Source organism: Sporosarcina sp. Y1004, assembly GCF_057669665.1.
In genome coordinates this window covers 20,458-37,467 of the sequence record NZ_JBYHFQ010000027.1, presented here as the reverse complement: position 1 = coordinate 37,467, position 17,010 = coordinate 20,458, and the positions used below count along the sequence as shown (strand labels likewise).

Below are 17,010 nucleotides of genomic sequence, written 5' to 3'. Positions count from 1 at the left end.
CCAAGCCTCCTCATTTCATTAGACAGAAAACTAGTGTAAATCTTATCATAGGTATGATTCACCTACAAAGGAAATGCCTTAGCTAAATGAATTTTTCGCAAACTCATTTAAGAAATACTTACCACTCTCTTAAAATGAGTAAATTTCCTTTTTCAGCACACCAATGTAAGGTAAGTTTCTGTATTTCTCCATATAATCAAGTCCATACCCGACTACAAACGCATCCGGTACGATGAAACCAACGTAATCCGCTTTTAAATCTACTTTCCGGCCAGTCGGTTTATCAAGAAGTGTGACAATTTTAATAGAATTTGCTTTGCGGTATTTCATCAATTCTACGAGGTAGCTTAACGTCTTCCCACTGTCGATAATGTCTTCAATGATAAGTACATCGCGCCCTTCGACACTTGTATTCAAATCCTTAACAATTTTAACTTCACCGGACGAAACTGTTGCATTGCCGTAACTGGAGACATCCATAAAATCGAGTTCAATATAAGCATCAATGCGCTTAATAAGATCACTCATGAAAGGCAAGCCGCCTTTTAGAACGCCAATTGCAAGAACGAACTTATCTTGGTACTCTTCAGTAAGTACTTCACCAAGCTCACGGATTTTCCCTTGGATTTCATCTTCTGTAATCAGTATTTCCTCGATATCTTTTGCCAACATCGGAATTCCCCCTCTTTCATACATATCAATTATAACTTCCTTGTACTAACTATGTATTTACTACGATCTGTTTGTTTTCTCGAAAATGCCACTCCATATCTTAAGCCCGGAACCGCACACACTTCACCTTGTGCTGTAATGAGTACCGGCAATTGGTTGCGCGAAGTCATAGCAACCTTCGAATCGATAAACAACCTGGATAAGCGTTTCGGATGTGACATTCCGGGTAACAAAATCCGATCCCCATCTTCTCTGTTCCTAATTCCCAGAGGCAATGCAGAATGAGGCAGATCAAAATACATGATATCATCTGCATCCGTGAATAATTGTGCTGCGGGATTATCCACATCAGTCCAATAAAGCTGTACGTCATTTCCCCAACTGATCCAACTATCTTTCGGCAATCGTTTTTGCCCAGAGATTTCCTCGTTTGCTGTGTCTCGAACGAACGTCAACACCCCATACTCCCGAATGAATCGGTAACCGCGCGGAAGGTCAATGGAGACATTCCCATTCTGTGAAGCCAGATGATGCAGTAGTTGGTTAATGAGCGCGAAATTATATTTTACGGGCACAAATTCCCCATTGTAAACATACTTCAATAGTAGTGTAATCATCCGTCTTTGTAAAGCTTGATGCATGTTAGAGAAAGCATTTCCATCGACGCTAGGCAAGCCCGCTTCTGTGAATTTAATAATTCCATCCAAACGGTCTTTCGCCATTATTTCAAGCAACTCTTCATCTTGCTGAAGCCAACCTGACATTCTCACTGCATTTTCCGCAACTGCCGGGTTTTCCTCTTGAAGGAAGGGGATGATTCGGTGACGGAAACGGTTACGCTGGTAGGCGTCACTTTCATTACTCGGGTCTTCACGGAACTGTAAGTTGTTTTCAGCAGCGTATGAATAGAGATCCGCTTTCATGACAGGAAGGAATGGTCGAATAAGTTGACCCCCATCGACTGCACGTTTAACGGGGATACCTGAAGGCATACTGCCTTTTGTCACTTGCATCAATACCGTTTCCAACTGGTCTTCTGCATGGTGCGCTGTTGCCAAGACAGGATAACCATGTTTTTGCATGATATCTGCAAAAAAAGCATATCTTCCATCACGGCAGACAGCTTGCACATTCCCGCCGTCTCTCTCTATAATTTCAGGCACCGGAACACTTCCACCAAAAAACGGTACTCCGTATGATTCACATAATTCTTTCACAAAGGTACCGTCTGCCTCCGATTCTTCTCCACGCAATTTATGATCTACGTGAATTGCGGCGATTTCAATACCCATTCGTTCCTGATTGGAGACCATGAAGTGTAGTAGCGCCACTGAATCGACCCCCCCTGAACAAGCGACAAGAATACGGTCATTCGGGGAAATTAGCAACCAATCCTTGACGAAACGAAAAATTTTCTGTCCCAATGTATCCATTGCCCGACTTCCTCCTATAGTGACTTACTCTTAATCAAATTTTATCATAAAACTTCTAAAGGGGCTTCAATTTAGGGTCCCCTCACTCCCTTAAAGATTCTTCAAATCGCCTTTTCCCGGGAAATAATTTGCGAGTACGGTGTAAAACTTGACCACTTCGGCAATACATGATCGATTTTCATAACTAACACTGTACGGTCGTCACCCATTACACCAAACTTCCGCTCCATCTCATGCATAACTCGATCGGCAATTTTGTCGCATTCGTAACCTCCGTATTTTTCAAGGCTGTTATACAGCGACTCCTCTTGTTTTTCAATTGGAATATCACCGTTAAAAATGCCGTCCGTTAACATTAGTATAATATCACCCGACTTTAACTCTTCATTCTTCGCCTCAATAGAAAAGGATGGGAGAAAACCAACGGGCACAGATTTGCTGTCCAACCTTAAAAAGTCCTCCCCCCGTTTAATATACGTACTCATCGACCCGGCTTTCCAAGACCAAATACGACCGTCCTGTAAATCAATTAGAGCAAGATCTAGTGTTGCATACATATCATCAAGTCCGTTCAGGGACATCATATAGTGAAGCGTATGCATGGCCGTTTCAGGATCCATTTTCCTATCAAGACACTCCCGCATCAGACGGATTACTTTTCGACTCTCATGATAGGCATTCAAATCCTGTCCCATCCCATCCGACAACAGGACTGCAGTTAGTCCTTCATGTATCGGGAACACTTCATAGGCATCTCCTGCTCGGAATGTTTCACCACCCGCCGTCGCGACAACGCCATAGTCCAGTGAAAAGCGAACTGCAGAGCCGAACGTCAGTTGAATATGCGGAAATGGTTCTTGCAGTACGAGAGATTTTGCGACCCGGAAAGGCTCGTCATACATTTCTTCTAGAACAGGTAGGATTAACCTTTCTGCCACCGTAGTATCTGTTTCGAAGTCGGATCTTTTCTCCGGGATACAACAGATGATGCGACGTGCTCCCCTTTCTCCTGACAACATATCAATCTGAAAGAATTCGATGTCTTTTTCTAGCAGACGTTTTGCTAACTCTTCTTCAGCTGGTTTATAAACAGATAAATCCTCTTTAACTTCATTCATTATTTTATCGAGATGAGTACTCATATCCCGTAACTGGAGAGCCAGCATTTTCCGTCCGTGTTGAAGTTGCCCTGTCAATAAACTTGAAGCTGCTGTTTCTTCAAGTTCTGCCACAAGTCCGTTAAAACGAATACACTTGTATTTTATTTTTTCTTCCACGCGGTGCCGCTTCGCTTTTTTCGTCATGGAATAGGTCATTTCCCATTCATTAATCAGTCCTCCCATATCATTGTCTCCACTATCCCAACACTTTGAGTACCTAAAACAAGACTGACAGATTTTCGGTATGACTTGTTGAGGCACCATATTCGAATTACTCTGCGGAGAAAACCGGTCGCTAACGAGTGCCGACATGAATTCGGAGAACTGTTGGAAGTCAGATAACTGTTCATCTAGTCTTTCCGCTAGCCATTTCTGTCGCTTTTCAGTCACATCCGTGTTTTCCGGATGAAATACACGCCGAATTGTCTCAAGTTTTTTTGTTGGGAAAAACAAAAAAAGAACAGTAGCTACGCCGATTGTCACAAAATGAGATTTATCAAGAGGCAACGTCAGATCATACATAAGGAAGAATAGTGATACCGCAATCCCCCCCACTGCAATACCCATTTTTTTAAAGCGTCGTAATGCACCTGCAAAAAAGCCCGTCATCCCATAGACCGCCATCATTCCGGTAAACGATAATTCTGCTATCCCAACGATTGCAGCGATTATCATCGCGACTGTTGTTGAAAATGGAAGTCCCCCCACTAGTGCTGCTAGTAAGATTGCAAGATGGATAAGTGTTCCTGAAACCGATACAGATCCCAACATAATCCCACTCATACCAGTTGTAGCCATCGCTCCGATAAGGCAAGCCGCCCCAAGCCGCTCAGGTGTCCACTTTCCAAAAAAGATTCGATCAGCAGGCGGGAAAGCAACAAAAAGGAAAAACGTCATAAATAAAGCAAGAACTGCTTCAAAACCTATATATAGTTGAACATTGACTGGGGGTTGTCCGGCATGCATAACAAACTGCCATATCACCTGTACGATGATGATGCATCCGGCTACCGTGAAAGGTACCGATTTTCGTAACAATGGATACTTAATGACTGCGTTGAACAAAGCAAGCATCAGTAGATGAATGACAGCTTGTCCAAGACCTAGAAAAGCACTCCCTAGCATTCCACCGATAAATACCCATATCAGATGCTTCCTAAAGCGCGCCCGTGCCAATGCCCAAACCGGCAAGAAAAAAGGAACAGCCGCGTCGAACAAAACAGCTTGTGCCAAGAAAAAGGATCCAAATAAGAATAGGCTTGCAACTAAAATATGCATTTTTCGTTTCCCAATCATTTCGAGATACATGCCAATCGGATGGCCCACAGGACGCATTACGCTATCGATTAGTTTCATTTCCCATTCCCCCTATGTCTACTATGCCTTGAGTATACATAGGTGTTTGCCAGGAAATTGTCTGTTCATGACAAGAAGAAAATAAAATGTTTCGACTCATTCCGAACTGTTTTTTCTTTTTTCCTTCGAAGTAGGTTGACACTGGCGCGGTTCGATTGTATTATAAATATTGTTGTTCGTATGAGCAGAAACAAGTTCTTTTGCAAATAAGGTTAAGGCGGCGTAGCTCAGCTGGCTAGAGCGTACGGTTCATACCCGTGAGGTCGGGGGTTCGATCCCCTCTGCCGCCATAAATGAGTTACAAAAAATGGTCGTTTATATGCGAAAATCATCATACGATTAAAAAAACAGTCTAAGTTCGCTATATCGTGTCACGAGCAGCAAATGATTTAAACTTGCTAGACGATAGGTTGTAAAAGAGCAGTCCCAGTGTCGTTTGCTAACGACGCTGGGACTGCTCTTTTATTTTTAGGTCAAACAAGAAGAGGAGCTATTATTGACGAGCCATGACAATTTGTCAGACTACTGCAATTATCCTAGGTAGAATTATGACAGTCTCTTAGACATTACATCTTAAAATCCAAAAAAACGGCGGTCAAGAGTAATAACCCTTGGCCACCGTTTTTCTTAATACTATCGTACATTTTTTCATGAATTGAAACAGCTAGCAAGTTACCCTCTGCTTGCGCCACGGCCACCGCGTTTCGACTCTGTCGCTCTCTTAAGTGTTGAGAGGCGCTCCTCGCTATCTTTCATGAACTTTGCCATCTTTTGTTCAAAGTTCTCCGGACGATCAGGAGCAGGTCGACCACCTTGACGCGGACGTTGCGGACGCTGAGGACGTTCTGGACGCTGCTCAGATTCAGGCTTCGCTTTTCTAATCGACAACCCGATTTTACCATCTGCACCGACATTCATCACTTTTACTTCAACCATGTCACCGACTTTAAAATGATCATTGATGTCCTTGACATAATTGTCCGCTACTTCACTTATATGGACCAGGCCTGTAGAGCCATTCGGTAGCTCGACAAATGCCCCGAAGTTTGTGATCCCTGTTACTTTACCCTCTAGCTTGCTGCCTACTTCAATTGACATAAAAAAAATGCTCCTCCTTAAAATTTAAGCGGGCCCCACGCTGGAAGCCTTGCAACCATATTAATCAGTCCTGCAAATGCAAGAACCGTACTTCCATTATAGCCAATAAAAAAAGAGTGTCAATAAGACTACTCTTTTCCTTCATCTTTTTTTTCCTTTTTTTTCTCATTTTCCGGTATTGCGAAAATAATCTCATTCTTTTCGGACAAGAAGTATTCTTTGCGCGCAAGCTTAGCAATATAGTCATCATCATTCAATTTCACTAATTGTCTTTTCAGCATGTCCTGCTCTTCATTTACCTCTTCAAGCTGCGTCAGCATTTCTTCTTTTTGTAGTTCTTTCTCTGCCAAAGCTTTCTTCTGAGTGAAAAACATATTCGTTAGACCGCCAAGGATAATTGCTGAAATGATAGCAAAAACCGCTAGTCTCCTGTATAGACGAACTTTTCGCGCATTCTTCCTATCTACTTTCTTTTTTAGGGAGCGGACATATTCAGTTTGAATCGATGCAATCCTTTCGGACGATTTCTTCGGCTGCTTTTGTTGCATGTCCCACACTTCCTCTCTTCACACCTTACAAGTTGTTAGTCCATAAATTATACATCATTTCACTCTCACTTTAAAGAGTTTTCCAGAAATGAAGTGGTATAGTTTAACAATTGGTGTGAAAAGTATTACAAAGACTTTTATAATGAAACGGATGATTTGTCGAATAACCGTAATAATCAGACGCGCAAGAAACCAAAGCGGCTTTATTAGTAATGCCAGTATTAATCTACCAAGAAACCGGAATGGCTTATAGAAGATACTTGCATAAAGAAGCAGTCCGCTTATCTGAGCAAAGGGGTCATACATCCGCCATGCTCCATCCCTGACAAGATAAAGAATATAAAACGTTCCGCATCCGACAAGTATCCATCCAAACACTTCAATCCAGGCCGCACGCTTTCGAATAATTGATTTCTTACCGGCGTGTGTGGTGCCTGTTCCAATCATGTCCATGAATGCCCCGGCGACAATGCCCGTCCCAATCATAGCGAGCAGGCTAAGAAATTGAACGGATAAACTCATCCAAACAATTTATGGAGGAAACCTTTTGAGCCTGATTCTTCTTCATCATATTGAATCGTGCTGACCGTTCCCTCCAATGTAAGAAGTCCTTTATCGACATCTAGGTGGACGATGCGCAGTTCCTCTCCGCGGATTTGTAACAATCCTTGAGATGTACGAACGAGAAATTCTTCCTGATCGAAGCGGTCAATTGATTTTACCGATGTGAGATCCATCCGCTTTCTGTTGCGCATCGTAACGACATGGTCTCCTGATGGAATTGCGTACGTAGGACTATCAGTTTGAAATTGCATTATATGCTTCCCCCTTTGCTTGTACGTTCATTGCCATCTTATGCCGGACCATAAAAAAACATGACAGGAATATTCCCTGTCATGCCGTTCAATCTTCGTCATCCATGAATTCAGGTTCCACTTTTTCAAGTTTCTCCTCTTTCAAAATCGTGTACATTGAAGCTGCATCATCTTTTTTAGTCGTATCTTTCAGCAAATTGATTTTAACCGTTACTACTTTCTGACCAAAACGGATTGCCAGTTCGTCGCTTTCTTTCACGACGGACGATGCCTTCGCAACCTTTTCATTAATCGTTATACGACCTTGATCAGCTACTTGCTTCGCGAGCGTCCTTCTCTTGATAAGGCGGGATACTTTTAAAAACTTATCGAGTCTCATGATTATCTTCCCCTTCTTTTGCTAATTGCCAAAATGCTTCGAGTTCGTCAAGTGTATAGTCCGCAAATTCACCACGTCCATCTTTCACACCTTTTTCGACGAATGAAAACCGTCTATTGAACTTTTGATTCGCGTGAACCATCGCTTCTTCAGGAGACAATTTGAGGAAGCGCGAAATGTTGACGATCGTAAACAGGACATCACCCAGTTCATCCATTTGACTGTATTTTGTTCCGCTCTCCAATTCTTTACGGAATTCCATCCATTCCTCTTCAAACTTTTCAAAAGCGCCATCAATTGTTGGCCAATCAAACCCGACCTTTGCCGCTTCTTTCTGGTAATTTAAAGACGTCAGTAGTGAAGATGAAGGTCGGCTCTGCCGTGCCAAAAGAGATGCCGACTGCGGTTTTTCTTGTTGCTTAATTTCCTGCCAATTTTGCAGGACCTCTTCAGAATCCTTCACACTCTTATCACCAAAAACATGCGGGTGTCGACGGATCATTTTTGAACCGACCGCTTGAAGTATATCCTCCATCGCAAAGTAACCGTCATCTTCCCCAACTTGAGCATGAAGGAACACTTGAAGTAATACATCACCAAGTTCTTCAATGATTGCTTCGTCATCTTCGTTATCGATTGCTTCAAGCAGTTCATGTGCTTCTTCGATTAAGTACCGTTTCAATGATGCATGCGTCTGTTCACGGTCCCATGGGCAACCATCAGGAGCGCGCAGTGCAGCAATGATTTCTCTAAACGTCGTCCAGTCTTTCAACCGCGCTTCCCGTTCGAAGACAGGCGGTACATATATGGTCGTTAAATTATCAATTTCAGTCACTCGGTCCAGTTCAAATAGAGGGACTGTGCTAATTTTCTCGCCTGTCGAACCGGCCGCCGTCACAATCGTCACCGGGTGATCATAAGCGTATTTCTCCATCAACGATAATTTCACTTCAGACGCCACGAATGCATCGTACACTTGTCCAATCAGCACATGCTGCGTCATATGGACATCATCGCGTTTTATATCCGTACCATCAAGCAATTGAAATCCTTCAATTGGATCAATGCGCAGCGCTGCGAAAATCGGGTCAAGAAAACTGTTGCCGCCCGCAATTTCAAGCTGAACGATACCTTCGCGCTCTTTCTCGACTAATAGCTGAACTGTTCGTTCGGCCACGAGCGGATGTCCCGGAACAACATAGGTAACTGGCTGTTCCTCACACATTGCAAGCAGCTGATCTACGATTTCATCATATACTTGCTCGAACGAGTCGTGTTTTTCATAAATTTCATCGAAGCTTGTCAGAACAAGCCCTTCTGCCCTTAATTCAGCGACAGCAGGATGCTGATCCGTACGCGCTACGATGCGGTTTGCTTCTTTTAACTTTCGGTATGTCCCGAGCGCCAATTGATCAAGGTCACCCGCACCGAGACCAATAATTGTTAACCGATGCATGTTATTCACCTTTTCTTTTATTAAGTCGTAATTGCAATGTAGCAAAACGCTTGCCAAATGGCAGCAGAAACCATTCCTTCTCTGCCATTATACGTGATTTCATAACAACGAAAAGGAAAACACTTGCACCTGCAGCGACAGAAGTTAGCGCGATAATTGTCGCACCTATCCTACTTGGAAACTTGTCGAATATAAACCCGTCTGCAATAAGCATCCATGGCAGGACAACTGCAATCATAAGGACAGTCGCCGCTATCACCCATCCGTAAAAACGGATTTGTGCAAGGCGGATCGGCCAAACCTTTTTGAAATAAAGTAAGAGCCCAAACGTAATCGCCGCGAAACCAATATTTCCTGCAATTGCCGCGCCAATGACATTCCATCCGGGGACAAGCAGTTGATTTGCAAAAACTTTTATAACCAGTCCACCAATAAGTAGAAGCGTCGGTACTTTCACTTTCCCTGCACCTTGTAGCATCGCCGTTAGCGGTAAAATAAGCGATAGCCAAAAAATTTGAAACGAAAAAATCACGAGTGCTGCGGTACCATCACGTGTTTCAAACAGCATTTCATTCACATAGGGTAAAACTAGCGCAAGCCCCGCGGCGGCGGCCCATCCGAATAGGAATGCTGTTCGGAACGTTAATCGGATAAATGGCAATGCCCCTTGTCCCGCTTTTTTTGCCGAATGATGAGCGATTAGTGGAACAATCGCAAGCGCTAATGTCGAAGCGATTAGAATCCCCATTTGCACAAGCGGTTGTCCCCGGTCGTAGACACCTTTCATTACCATCGCCGTATCTTCTGCAAGACCATTAGACATGAGAATATTATAGATCGTAAATGAATCGACCAGTTGAAACATCAGGAGAATGAGTGAACTTGCGCTGACCCCCAAACTGACAACCGTTAATTCTTTTACCACTCGCCATGTATCGACTCTTTCCAGCGGGCCTTTGAATGAATTACGAAAATAGAGTGCGAGAATTACAACGCCCGCACTTTCTCCGATAACTGCACCCCACATCGCCACTTCACCCGCTGTATACAGCGATGCACCTGTCCGCATCGCAATCCATGTCCCAATGAGGATAACCGTTACACGGAAAGCCTGCTCACCAACACCAGAAACGGCAACTGGCACCATCTGTCCCTCCGATTGAAATGACCCCTTCAACACCGCTAACGCCGGCATAAGCAGAACGATATACGCGCCTGCCCGCAGAAGTGGAGCAAGTGCGGGATCTCCCATGGTGTGCGCGAAAAATGGTGCAAAAACAGTTAATAGAACAAAAAAGGTTATTGATAATAAAAGTAGATATGTAAATGCCACACGCATCATCGCTTTTGCTTCACCGCGGCTTGTACTTCCCGCAAGCAGCTTCGATACAGCTACCGCAAAGCCATAAGACGTCCAAACGATAAAAATACCGATAAAAGGATATACTTGTTGATAAATATAGAACCCTTTGTCGCCGACAAGATTTTGGAACGGAATTCGGTAGACCGCACCAAGTAATTTCACAATAATCGCAGAAATCGTCAGAATCGACGCGCCTTTCATGAACGTTTTCATATCCCATTGTTGCGCCATTTTCGTGCCTCTTTCTGTCGTTCATAATATATACATTATATCATGAATGAATAATGTAAAGATTTTCAATAAATATTCCTAATGTCCAAATTTATTTTTCAGAATAGGTTTAATCGTTCAACGATATGGGAAAGAAATAGGTATGAAGTTTATGAATATATTACTTAAAATTGTATTTAAAAATAGGAAATGATGATATGAGTAAATCGGAGGGGCTAAAAATGATAAAAACAATTCCTAAAAAACGGATTCTATTGGTTCTAATAAAATTGAAAAGGGAAATTATGTATATGAAAGCAAAAGACTTTGGTTTGAGTCATCCAATTGTCGTCGAACACAGTCAAGAGCTGGATATATTACTGAATAGATATCAAGGAATCCGACATATATAACGACCAAAGAAACTGATGTTTTTTATCAATTAATTCATCAAGGAGCTACAAACCGCCATGGTTTGTAGCTTCTTTTTGTAAATAACTAAAAAAACAGCAGATAGAAGATATTCTTTCGTTAACTTTCAACTCCGCCATGTCCTTATTGCCCACCACGTAAATATAAACAGCCCACTAAAACCAGTGTTATCCGGTTTTGGCGGGCTGTTTTTACGGTTCCATCTGTTTTGCTAAAAAATGAGCAGCTGTTTCCGCTGCTTTCAGTTCGGTTTCTCCTATAAAATGCACCTTCGACAGTAAATAGACAGCTCCGATTGTATCCCCAGCAGCTACAATTGGTGCGATACAATAAGATTTAACTTGTTCGACTTGTCCCGGAACCCATTCGATGGCTTTTTCAAGTTTTTCCGTGACGACTTTACGACCATTCATGATTTCGTCGATATCAGGGGACAATTGGCGATTCAAATAATCTTTTTTAGATAACCCGGAGACGGCAATCATTTCATCACGGTCACTAATCAGTGCTGGAGTTCCAAGTGTTTCGTAAAGGGTTTCCGCATACTCTTTTGCGAATTGCCCGAGTTCCGATATCGGTGAATATTTCTTTAAAATAACTTCACCATCACGGTCGGTAAAAATCTCAAGTGGATCCCCTTCACGTATCCTCAATGTTCTGCGGATCTCTTTAGGGATAACTACCCTTCCAAGATCATCAATTCTGCGAACGATTCCTGTTGCCTTCATGTATGATGCCTCACTTTCTACAAATTGAACAAAGACTTCATTTCAATTGTAGTATGCATCAACAATGGACAAAATATGCAACATGTCCTTTAGAAGGAATCAGCAACAATCGTTTCCTTTTTGGATGACTCAAGAATCCTCATTATCGCTTCCAAAACGTCGAATCCAGTCTGTTTTCCCGTATGACGCTCATCTACTGTCATGATGAGTTGTCCGTTTTCCATCGTAAATCCAACAGCGCGCCCAAAAGGCATTGAATCTGATACAAGTTTTGCGCCGTCTGTCCACGCTGTTCCTTCCGATGAAATACGAACTTCAATAAGGGATTGTTGCTTTTTAATTGATTCGACACCTGCAATACGGCCCCAAGCTTTTAAACGGCCTACACGGAGCAATAAGTCAGCTTCCAGTGGTATATCGCCAAACCGGTCTGTCATTTCGTCGACAAGTTCATTATAGTCAGCTTCACTTTCGATTGCTTTTACCATTTTATACATTTGAATTTTCTGGAATCCATCGCGCACGTAATCGTCAGGAATATATGCATTTAGCGGCAATGCTATTTCCAAATCAGGAATATCCGCTTTTATAATACCTGTCTGCTTCTCCTCGACAGCTTCTTGAAGCAATTGAGAGTAAAGATCGAACCCGACCGAGTCGATGAACCCGTGTTGCTGGGAACCGAGTAGATTGCCTGCACCACGAATGGATAAATCGCGCATAGCAATTTTGAAGCCAGATCCAAGTTCTGTAAACTCCTTAATCGCCTGTAAACGATTTTCCGCAACCTCTGTAAGCACCTTGTCACGCTGATATAGGAAATATCCGTAAGCTACACGATTTGACCGCCCCACTCGTCCGCGAAGTTGATAAAGCTGAGACAAGCCCATACGGTCTGCATCCTGGACGATAAGTGTGTTGACATTTGGAATATCGATACCTGTTTCAATGATTGTAGTTGTCACTAGGACATCGTATTCCCCTTCAAGGAAACTTAATATTACTGACTCAAGTGCAGACTCCCCCATCTGTCCATTGGCGAAACCCACTCTTGCTTCTGGCACTAACTGTTTTATTTCATCCACTTTCCGTTCCATGTCTTCGACTCGATTGTATAAGTAGAATACTTGACCGCCGCGGCTCATTTCCCTTTCAATTGCTTCACGAACGAGTGCAAAATTTTGTTCCATGACATAGGTCTGGACTGGGAAACGGTTTGCAGGAGGTGTTTCAATGACGGACAAGTCACGAACACCAAGCATCGACATATGGAGTGTCCGCGGAATCGGCGTTGCTGTTAGTGTCAGGACATCGACATGCGTTTTCAACTGCTTCAGTTTTTCTTTGTGCGTTACGCCAAAACGCTGTTCTTCGTCGACAACCAATAATCCAAGATCATGGTAGACGATATCTTTGGATAAAAGACGATGCGTACCTACAACCACATCAACTGTACCGGCCTTCAATTTTTTTAATGTCTCTGTTTGTTCTTTTTTTGTTCTGAAACGATTTAAAAGGGAAACTTCAACTGGGAAACCAGAAAAGCGCTCTTTCATTGTCTCGTAATGCTGTTGTGCCAGAATCGTAGTGGGAACGAGAAATGCGACTTGTTTGCCGTCGGATACAGCTTTGAATGCCGCACGGATTGCAACTTCCGTTTTACCATATCCTACATCTCCGCATAGCAGACGATCCATAGGCCGTTCTCTTTCCATGTCTAGCTTCACTTCCGCGATAGATCTGAGTTGGTCATCTGTTTCGTCATACGGGAATGCATTTTCAAAAGCCATTTGCATATCGTCGTCCTCCGCAAAAGCATGTCCCTTTTCAGATTCCCGTTTTGCATAGAGCTTTATCAAGTCGTCAGCGATATCTTGAACAGCAGCCGTAACTTTACTTTTTGTTTTCTTCCAGTCCGCTCCGCCCAATTTATGGAGTTTCGGTTCTTTTTCGCCGGAGGCTACATACTTCTGAATCAGATCAATTTGGTCTGCCGGAACAAACAGCTTATCTTCCCCACGGTATCGGATGTCGAGGTAATCTTTATGAATTCCACTTACTTCAAGCGTTACAACACCATAGTATTTTCCAATGCCGTGATGCACATGAACGATGTGGTCGCCCGGTTTGATCTCCGAGTAACTTTTGATGCGTTCGGCATTTGTCAATTTATGTGGTCGTGCTTTTCGTTTAGATTTCCCTTTGAATAATTCAGAATCCGTCACAACTGCAACTCGTTGGAATGGAAGCTCGAACCCCGCAGACAAATCACCGTCTATAACCTGCACTCCACCTGATTTCGATATTTTTCCTGAAAAGGAAGACGACACATCATAATCTTGAAGAATCGATTGGACTTTTCGCATCCGTTCTTCCCCGTCTGCAACAATGAATACATTAAACTCTCCTTGATGCCAACGTTCTATTTCACTTTTCAATAAATTCATTTGACCATGAAACTGTTGCATGGGTTTACAAGAAAATGTAACAGTCCTCTTCACGACGATTCCCGGCACGGTACGGATGAATAAAGAGAAATACATTTTCCTTTGTTTTAGCAACGCATTCATTTCCTCAAATGAAATTGACAATGTTGCATCATGAACAATTTTCCCTTCTTCAAGAAGAACAACCATCCATTCCTTTTCTTCTGTTTCAAGTGACCCTACAACTTCAAGAATACGTCCAATCTCGTCGAACAGAACGATTCCATTACTCGGGAAATAACTCTCGAGCGAGGTTGTGGAACCCGAAAATGATGCATATTTCAACATGTTTTCAGGCATTGACCCTTCTCTCATCAATTGAATATCATTTGTTATATTAATCATTAAGCGCTCTTTTGCTTCTGCATCTTTCATCTTCTTCAAGCTAACCCCAAGTGCTTTTTCAAGTTCATCGGCGATTGCTGTAAGATCTTCTTTCATCCAGACAAATTCAGAGGCTGGGAGGATTGACACAGCTTCCAACTTCCCAGTTGAACGTTGGTCTTCTGCTGAAAATGTACGGATCGAGTCTATGTCCGTATCGAATAATTCTATTCGAACTGGCTCTTCCATAGTTAACGGGTAGAGATCGAGTATTCCCCCCCGTAACGCAAATTCACCTGGCGCGGTAACCATTGGCTGTCTTGTATACCCCATTGACACAAGTCTAACAAGCCATTCAGAGATATTAAGTTCTTCCCCTAATTTCGCTGATAAGGAGCTAGCCAACCATCGTTCTTTCTCTGGCAATCGTTTTTTCATGCCTGCAATGGGGGCGATGTAAATTCCTTTTCCGACACGAGCCATATGATCGATTGTATCGATGCGCTGTGCCCTTAGCTCGTAACTGGAAACAGAAAAATCCGCAGCAATTAGCTCCTCTGCGGGATAAAGGTGTACGAGTGAATCCCCCAACACCTTTACAAGGTCTTCGTATGTACGTTGCGCTTGCAACAAGTTGGGGGAAACGATTAGAACGGGCTCATCCATTGCTTGATGGAGCACCTTGAAAAGGATCGACTTCGCTCCGCCTGAGAAACCAGCGATAAGCTGGCGGTCATTTCCCGCCTCCAACTCTTTCACTAGTTCGTTAATCTCTTTCTCTTGTGAAATTAAATTCATCAGCGTTTCCAATACTACACACCCTTTCTATAATTATAGTAAACGCTCAAAATGGAGGCCAAAACGAGTTTGGCCGCCAAAAGTTAGTAGATAATTCCCCTTTATAAATAGGAAAACAGAAAAAGCTTTGGACGCATTCCGCGCCAAAGCGTACATCTTATTGAAGCCATTTCTTGAGTGTATAGTAATCCGGGAAACTCCGAAGCGATTGCTCACACTGTTCGCATATGCATCGCACCATTAATGCCCCGTCCTCTTCATACGTCAGAAAATGCTCAACTTCCCCGTCGTCCAACTTTTGCAGAAGAAGAATAGTCTCCTTCGCGGATTCAAACGGAAGTGTGCCAATTTCGGTCTCACAATGTCTGCAAGTATAACGGATCGCCATTCTAATCCCCCGCCCTTTTATCAAAGTATAGGCGAGAAAGGGCTTTGTTATTCCTTACATACCATTAAAGTTGTTCATCACTTCGTTAAATGGTTTGTTCAGCCAGGCTTCACAAGCAGATGCACTTTTTTGCACCATATCTTCAATCAATGGTTTTTCATCCTTACCAAAAGGCGATAGTACGTAATCAGGTACCTTCATGCCGCCAACCGGACGACCGACACCAATACGGATTCTGTTGAACTGATCTGTTCCGAGATGTGCAATGAGTGACTTCATGCCATTGTGACCACCCGCACTGCCTTTTTGACGCAACCGGATGGTTCCAGGCGGAATATCCAGATCATCGTACAAAACTGTGATATCTTTCACATCGACTTGAAAGTAATCCATTAACGGCCGAACACATTCCCCGGATAGATTCATAAACGTAAGCGGCTTCACGAGCATCACTTTGCCTTCTGGACGATGTATGACCGTGTACATCCCACCGAACTTGGACTGCATCACAGGCGCCGTCAGACGTCTACAAAGCTCATCTATGACATGGAAGCCTACATTATGGCGCGTTTTTTCATATTGTTTACCCGGATTCCCGAGTCCTATTATCATTTTCATCGATTTTATCTTCCTTTAACAATAGATGATTAGACAGAAAATAAGCGCACGGGTTTCCGTACGCTTGTTTTCATATTACTTCTCTTCTTTTTTCTCGCCGATTACTTCGGGTTCAGCCGTTTCAGAAGCTTCACTTTCAAGCTCTTCCATTTCTGCTTCCGTACGTGGAGAAGAAATTAGAACTAGTCCATGATCATCTTCATTTAGAATTTCATATTTCGATTTCGCACGAATATCTGCGACTGTAATTGATTCACCAATTTGAAGTTCTGAAATGTCGATATCGAATGTTTCAGGAATATCTGAAGGTTTCACTTTGATTTTCACTTCGCGGTTTGGCTGTTGAAGTACGCCGCCCGCTTTCAAGCCCGCAGATTCTCCTACAAGATGGACAAGTACTTCCACTTCTAGTTCTTCTGTCATATTGATAGCAAGGAAGTCTGCATGTCGGATTTCACCTTTTAGTGCGCCAGACTGATATTCACTTAGAACAACGTTGATGTCCTTACCGTCAACATTAAGTTTAATTACACCGTTACGGCCCACTTCACTCAATGTTTTCAAGAGGTCACGTTCTTTTACTGAAATCGGTGTAGCTTCAGTTTTATAACCATAGACAACTGAAGGAACATAGCCTTCTTTTCTTAATTCTGTTAGTGCTGACTTTTTAGCTGGTACTCTCGCTTCTGATTGTATACTTGTACTCATTTTATTTAATCACCCTTCTGATTGAAAAAATTGTGCTA

At 42.9% G+C, this 17,010-nt stretch carries 16 protein-coding genes and 1 tRNA gene; 2 read left to right on the top strand and 15 right to left on the bottom strand.

What is annotated here, in order from left to right; genetic code table 11:
* Positions 1 to 129 precede the first annotated feature (129 nt).
* From hpt to AC25Y6_RS15845, 3 genes are all read right to left on the bottom strand, one after another.
* On the bottom strand, positions 130 to 672 hold the full coding sequence (gene hpt, locus AC25Y6_RS15855) for a hypoxanthine phosphoribosyltransferase (protein ID WP_482103201.1): 543 nt from the start codon (positions 670 to 672) through the stop codon (positions 130 to 132).
* Between the two features lie 29 nt (positions 673 to 701).
* Complete coding sequence (gene tilS, locus AC25Y6_RS15850; protein WP_488143699.1) at positions 702 to 2,105, bottom strand: tRNA lysidine(34) synthetase TilS; 1,404 nt, start codon at positions 2,103 to 2,105, stop codon at positions 702 to 704.
* 101 nt (positions 2,106 to 2,206) lie between these two features.
* On the bottom strand, positions 2,207 to 4,621 hold the full coding sequence (locus AC25Y6_RS15845; RefSeq protein WP_482103203.1) for a SpoIIE family protein phosphatase: 2,415 nt from the start codon (positions 4,619 to 4,621) through the stop codon (positions 2,207 to 2,209).
* A 216-nt stretch (positions 4,622 to 4,837) separates the two neighbouring features.
* Here AC25Y6_RS15845 and AC25Y6_RS15840 point away from each other — a divergent pair.
* Positions 4,838 to 4,911: transfer RNA gene (locus AC25Y6_RS15840), tRNA-Met, on the top strand.
* A gap of 382 nt (positions 4,912 to 5,293) precedes the next feature.
* Here AC25Y6_RS15840 and AC25Y6_RS15835 read toward each other — a convergent pair.
* From AC25Y6_RS15835 to AC25Y6_RS15805, 7 genes are all read right to left on the bottom strand, one after another.
* The gene (locus tag AC25Y6_RS15835; RefSeq protein ID WP_179393599.1) at positions 5,294 to 5,719 is read right to left on the bottom strand and encodes a S1 domain-containing RNA-binding protein; all 426 of its coding nucleotides are present in this window, start codon (positions 5,717 to 5,719) and stop codon (positions 5,294 to 5,296) included.
* Between the two features lie 128 nt (positions 5,720 to 5,847).
* A complete protein-coding gene (locus tag AC25Y6_RS15830) occupies positions 5,848 to 6,267 on the bottom strand; it encodes an FtsB family cell division protein (protein WP_482103204.1) in 420 nt (139 codons plus the stop codon).
* A 54-nt stretch (positions 6,268 to 6,321) separates the two neighbouring features.
* Positions 6,322 to 6,789 carry a spore cortex biosynthesis protein YabQ gene (gene yabQ / locus AC25Y6_RS15825; RefSeq protein WP_482103205.1) on the bottom strand — a complete coding sequence of 156 codons (468 nt, stop codon included), beginning with the start codon at positions 6,787 to 6,789 and terminating at the stop codon, positions 6,322 to 6,324.
* A complete protein-coding gene (gene yabP, locus AC25Y6_RS15820) occupies positions 6,786 to 7,082 on the bottom strand; it encodes a sporulation protein YabP (protein ID WP_149582686.1) in 297 nt (98 codons plus the stop codon). Before yabP ends, yabQ begins: the two co-directional genes overlap by 4 nt.
* 88 nt (positions 7,083 to 7,170) lie before the next feature.
* The gene (locus tag AC25Y6_RS15815; RefSeq protein ID WP_482106318.1) at positions 7,171 to 7,461 is read right to left on the bottom strand and encodes an RNA-binding S4 domain-containing protein; all 291 of its coding nucleotides are present in this window, start codon (positions 7,459 to 7,461) and stop codon (positions 7,171 to 7,173) included.
* Positions 7,448 to 8,917 (bottom strand): bifunctional methyltransferase/pyrophosphohydrolase YabN, encoded by a 1,470-nt coding sequence (yabN, locus tag AC25Y6_RS15810; protein ID WP_488143698.1) that lies wholly within the window; start codon positions 8,915 to 8,917, stop codon positions 7,448 to 7,450. The genes AC25Y6_RS15815 and yabN overlap by 14 nt, the downstream gene beginning before the upstream one ends.
* Before the next feature lies 1 nt (position 8,918).
* Complete coding sequence (locus tag AC25Y6_RS15805) at positions 8,919 to 10,511, bottom strand: putative polysaccharide biosynthesis protein (protein WP_488143697.1); 1,593 nt, start codon at positions 10,509 to 10,511, stop codon at positions 8,919 to 8,921.
* Positions 10,512 to 10,732: 221 nt separating this feature from the next.
* Between AC25Y6_RS15805 and AC25Y6_RS15800 the strand changes: the two genes are divergently transcribed.
* Positions 10,733 to 10,903: a Spo0E family sporulation regulatory protein-aspartic acid phosphatase gene (locus AC25Y6_RS15800; RefSeq protein ID WP_482106321.1), complete on the top strand. Its 171-nt coding sequence runs from the start codon at positions 10,733 to 10,735 to the stop codon at positions 10,901 to 10,903.
* 210 nt (positions 10,904 to 11,113) lie between these two features.
* Here AC25Y6_RS15800 and spoVT read toward each other — a convergent pair whose 3' ends face one another.
* The 5 genes from spoVT to AC25Y6_RS15775 form a co-directional block, all read right to left on the bottom strand.
* Positions 11,114 to 11,650: a stage V sporulation protein T gene (gene spoVT, locus AC25Y6_RS15795; RefSeq protein WP_482103214.1), complete on the bottom strand. Its 537-nt coding sequence runs from the start codon at positions 11,648 to 11,650 to the stop codon at positions 11,114 to 11,116.
* Between the two features lie 89 nt (positions 11,651 to 11,739).
* Positions 11,740 to 15,270 carry a transcription-repair coupling factor gene (mfd, locus tag AC25Y6_RS15790; protein WP_488143696.1) on the bottom strand — a complete coding sequence of 1,177 codons (3,531 nt, stop codon included), beginning with the start codon at positions 15,268 to 15,270 and terminating at the stop codon, positions 11,740 to 11,742.
* A gap of 145 nt (positions 15,271 to 15,415) precedes the next feature.
* A complete protein-coding gene (locus tag AC25Y6_RS15785) occupies positions 15,416 to 15,646 on the bottom strand; it encodes an anti-sigma-F factor Fin (RefSeq protein ID WP_482103216.1) in 231 nt (76 codons plus the stop codon).
* A gap of 54 nt (positions 15,647 to 15,700) precedes the next feature.
* Positions 15,701 to 16,264, bottom strand: a complete 564-nt coding sequence (gene pth / locus AC25Y6_RS15780; protein WP_488143695.1) for an aminoacyl-tRNA hydrolase — start codon at positions 16,262 to 16,264, stop codon at positions 15,701 to 15,703.
* 75 nt (positions 16,265 to 16,339) lie between these two features.
* Positions 16,340 to 16,972 (bottom strand): 50S ribosomal protein L25/general stress protein Ctc, encoded by a 633-nt coding sequence (locus AC25Y6_RS15775; RefSeq protein ID WP_482103218.1) that lies wholly within the window; start codon positions 16,970 to 16,972, stop codon positions 16,340 to 16,342.
* Between the last annotated feature and the right edge of the window lie 38 nt (positions 16,973 to 17,010).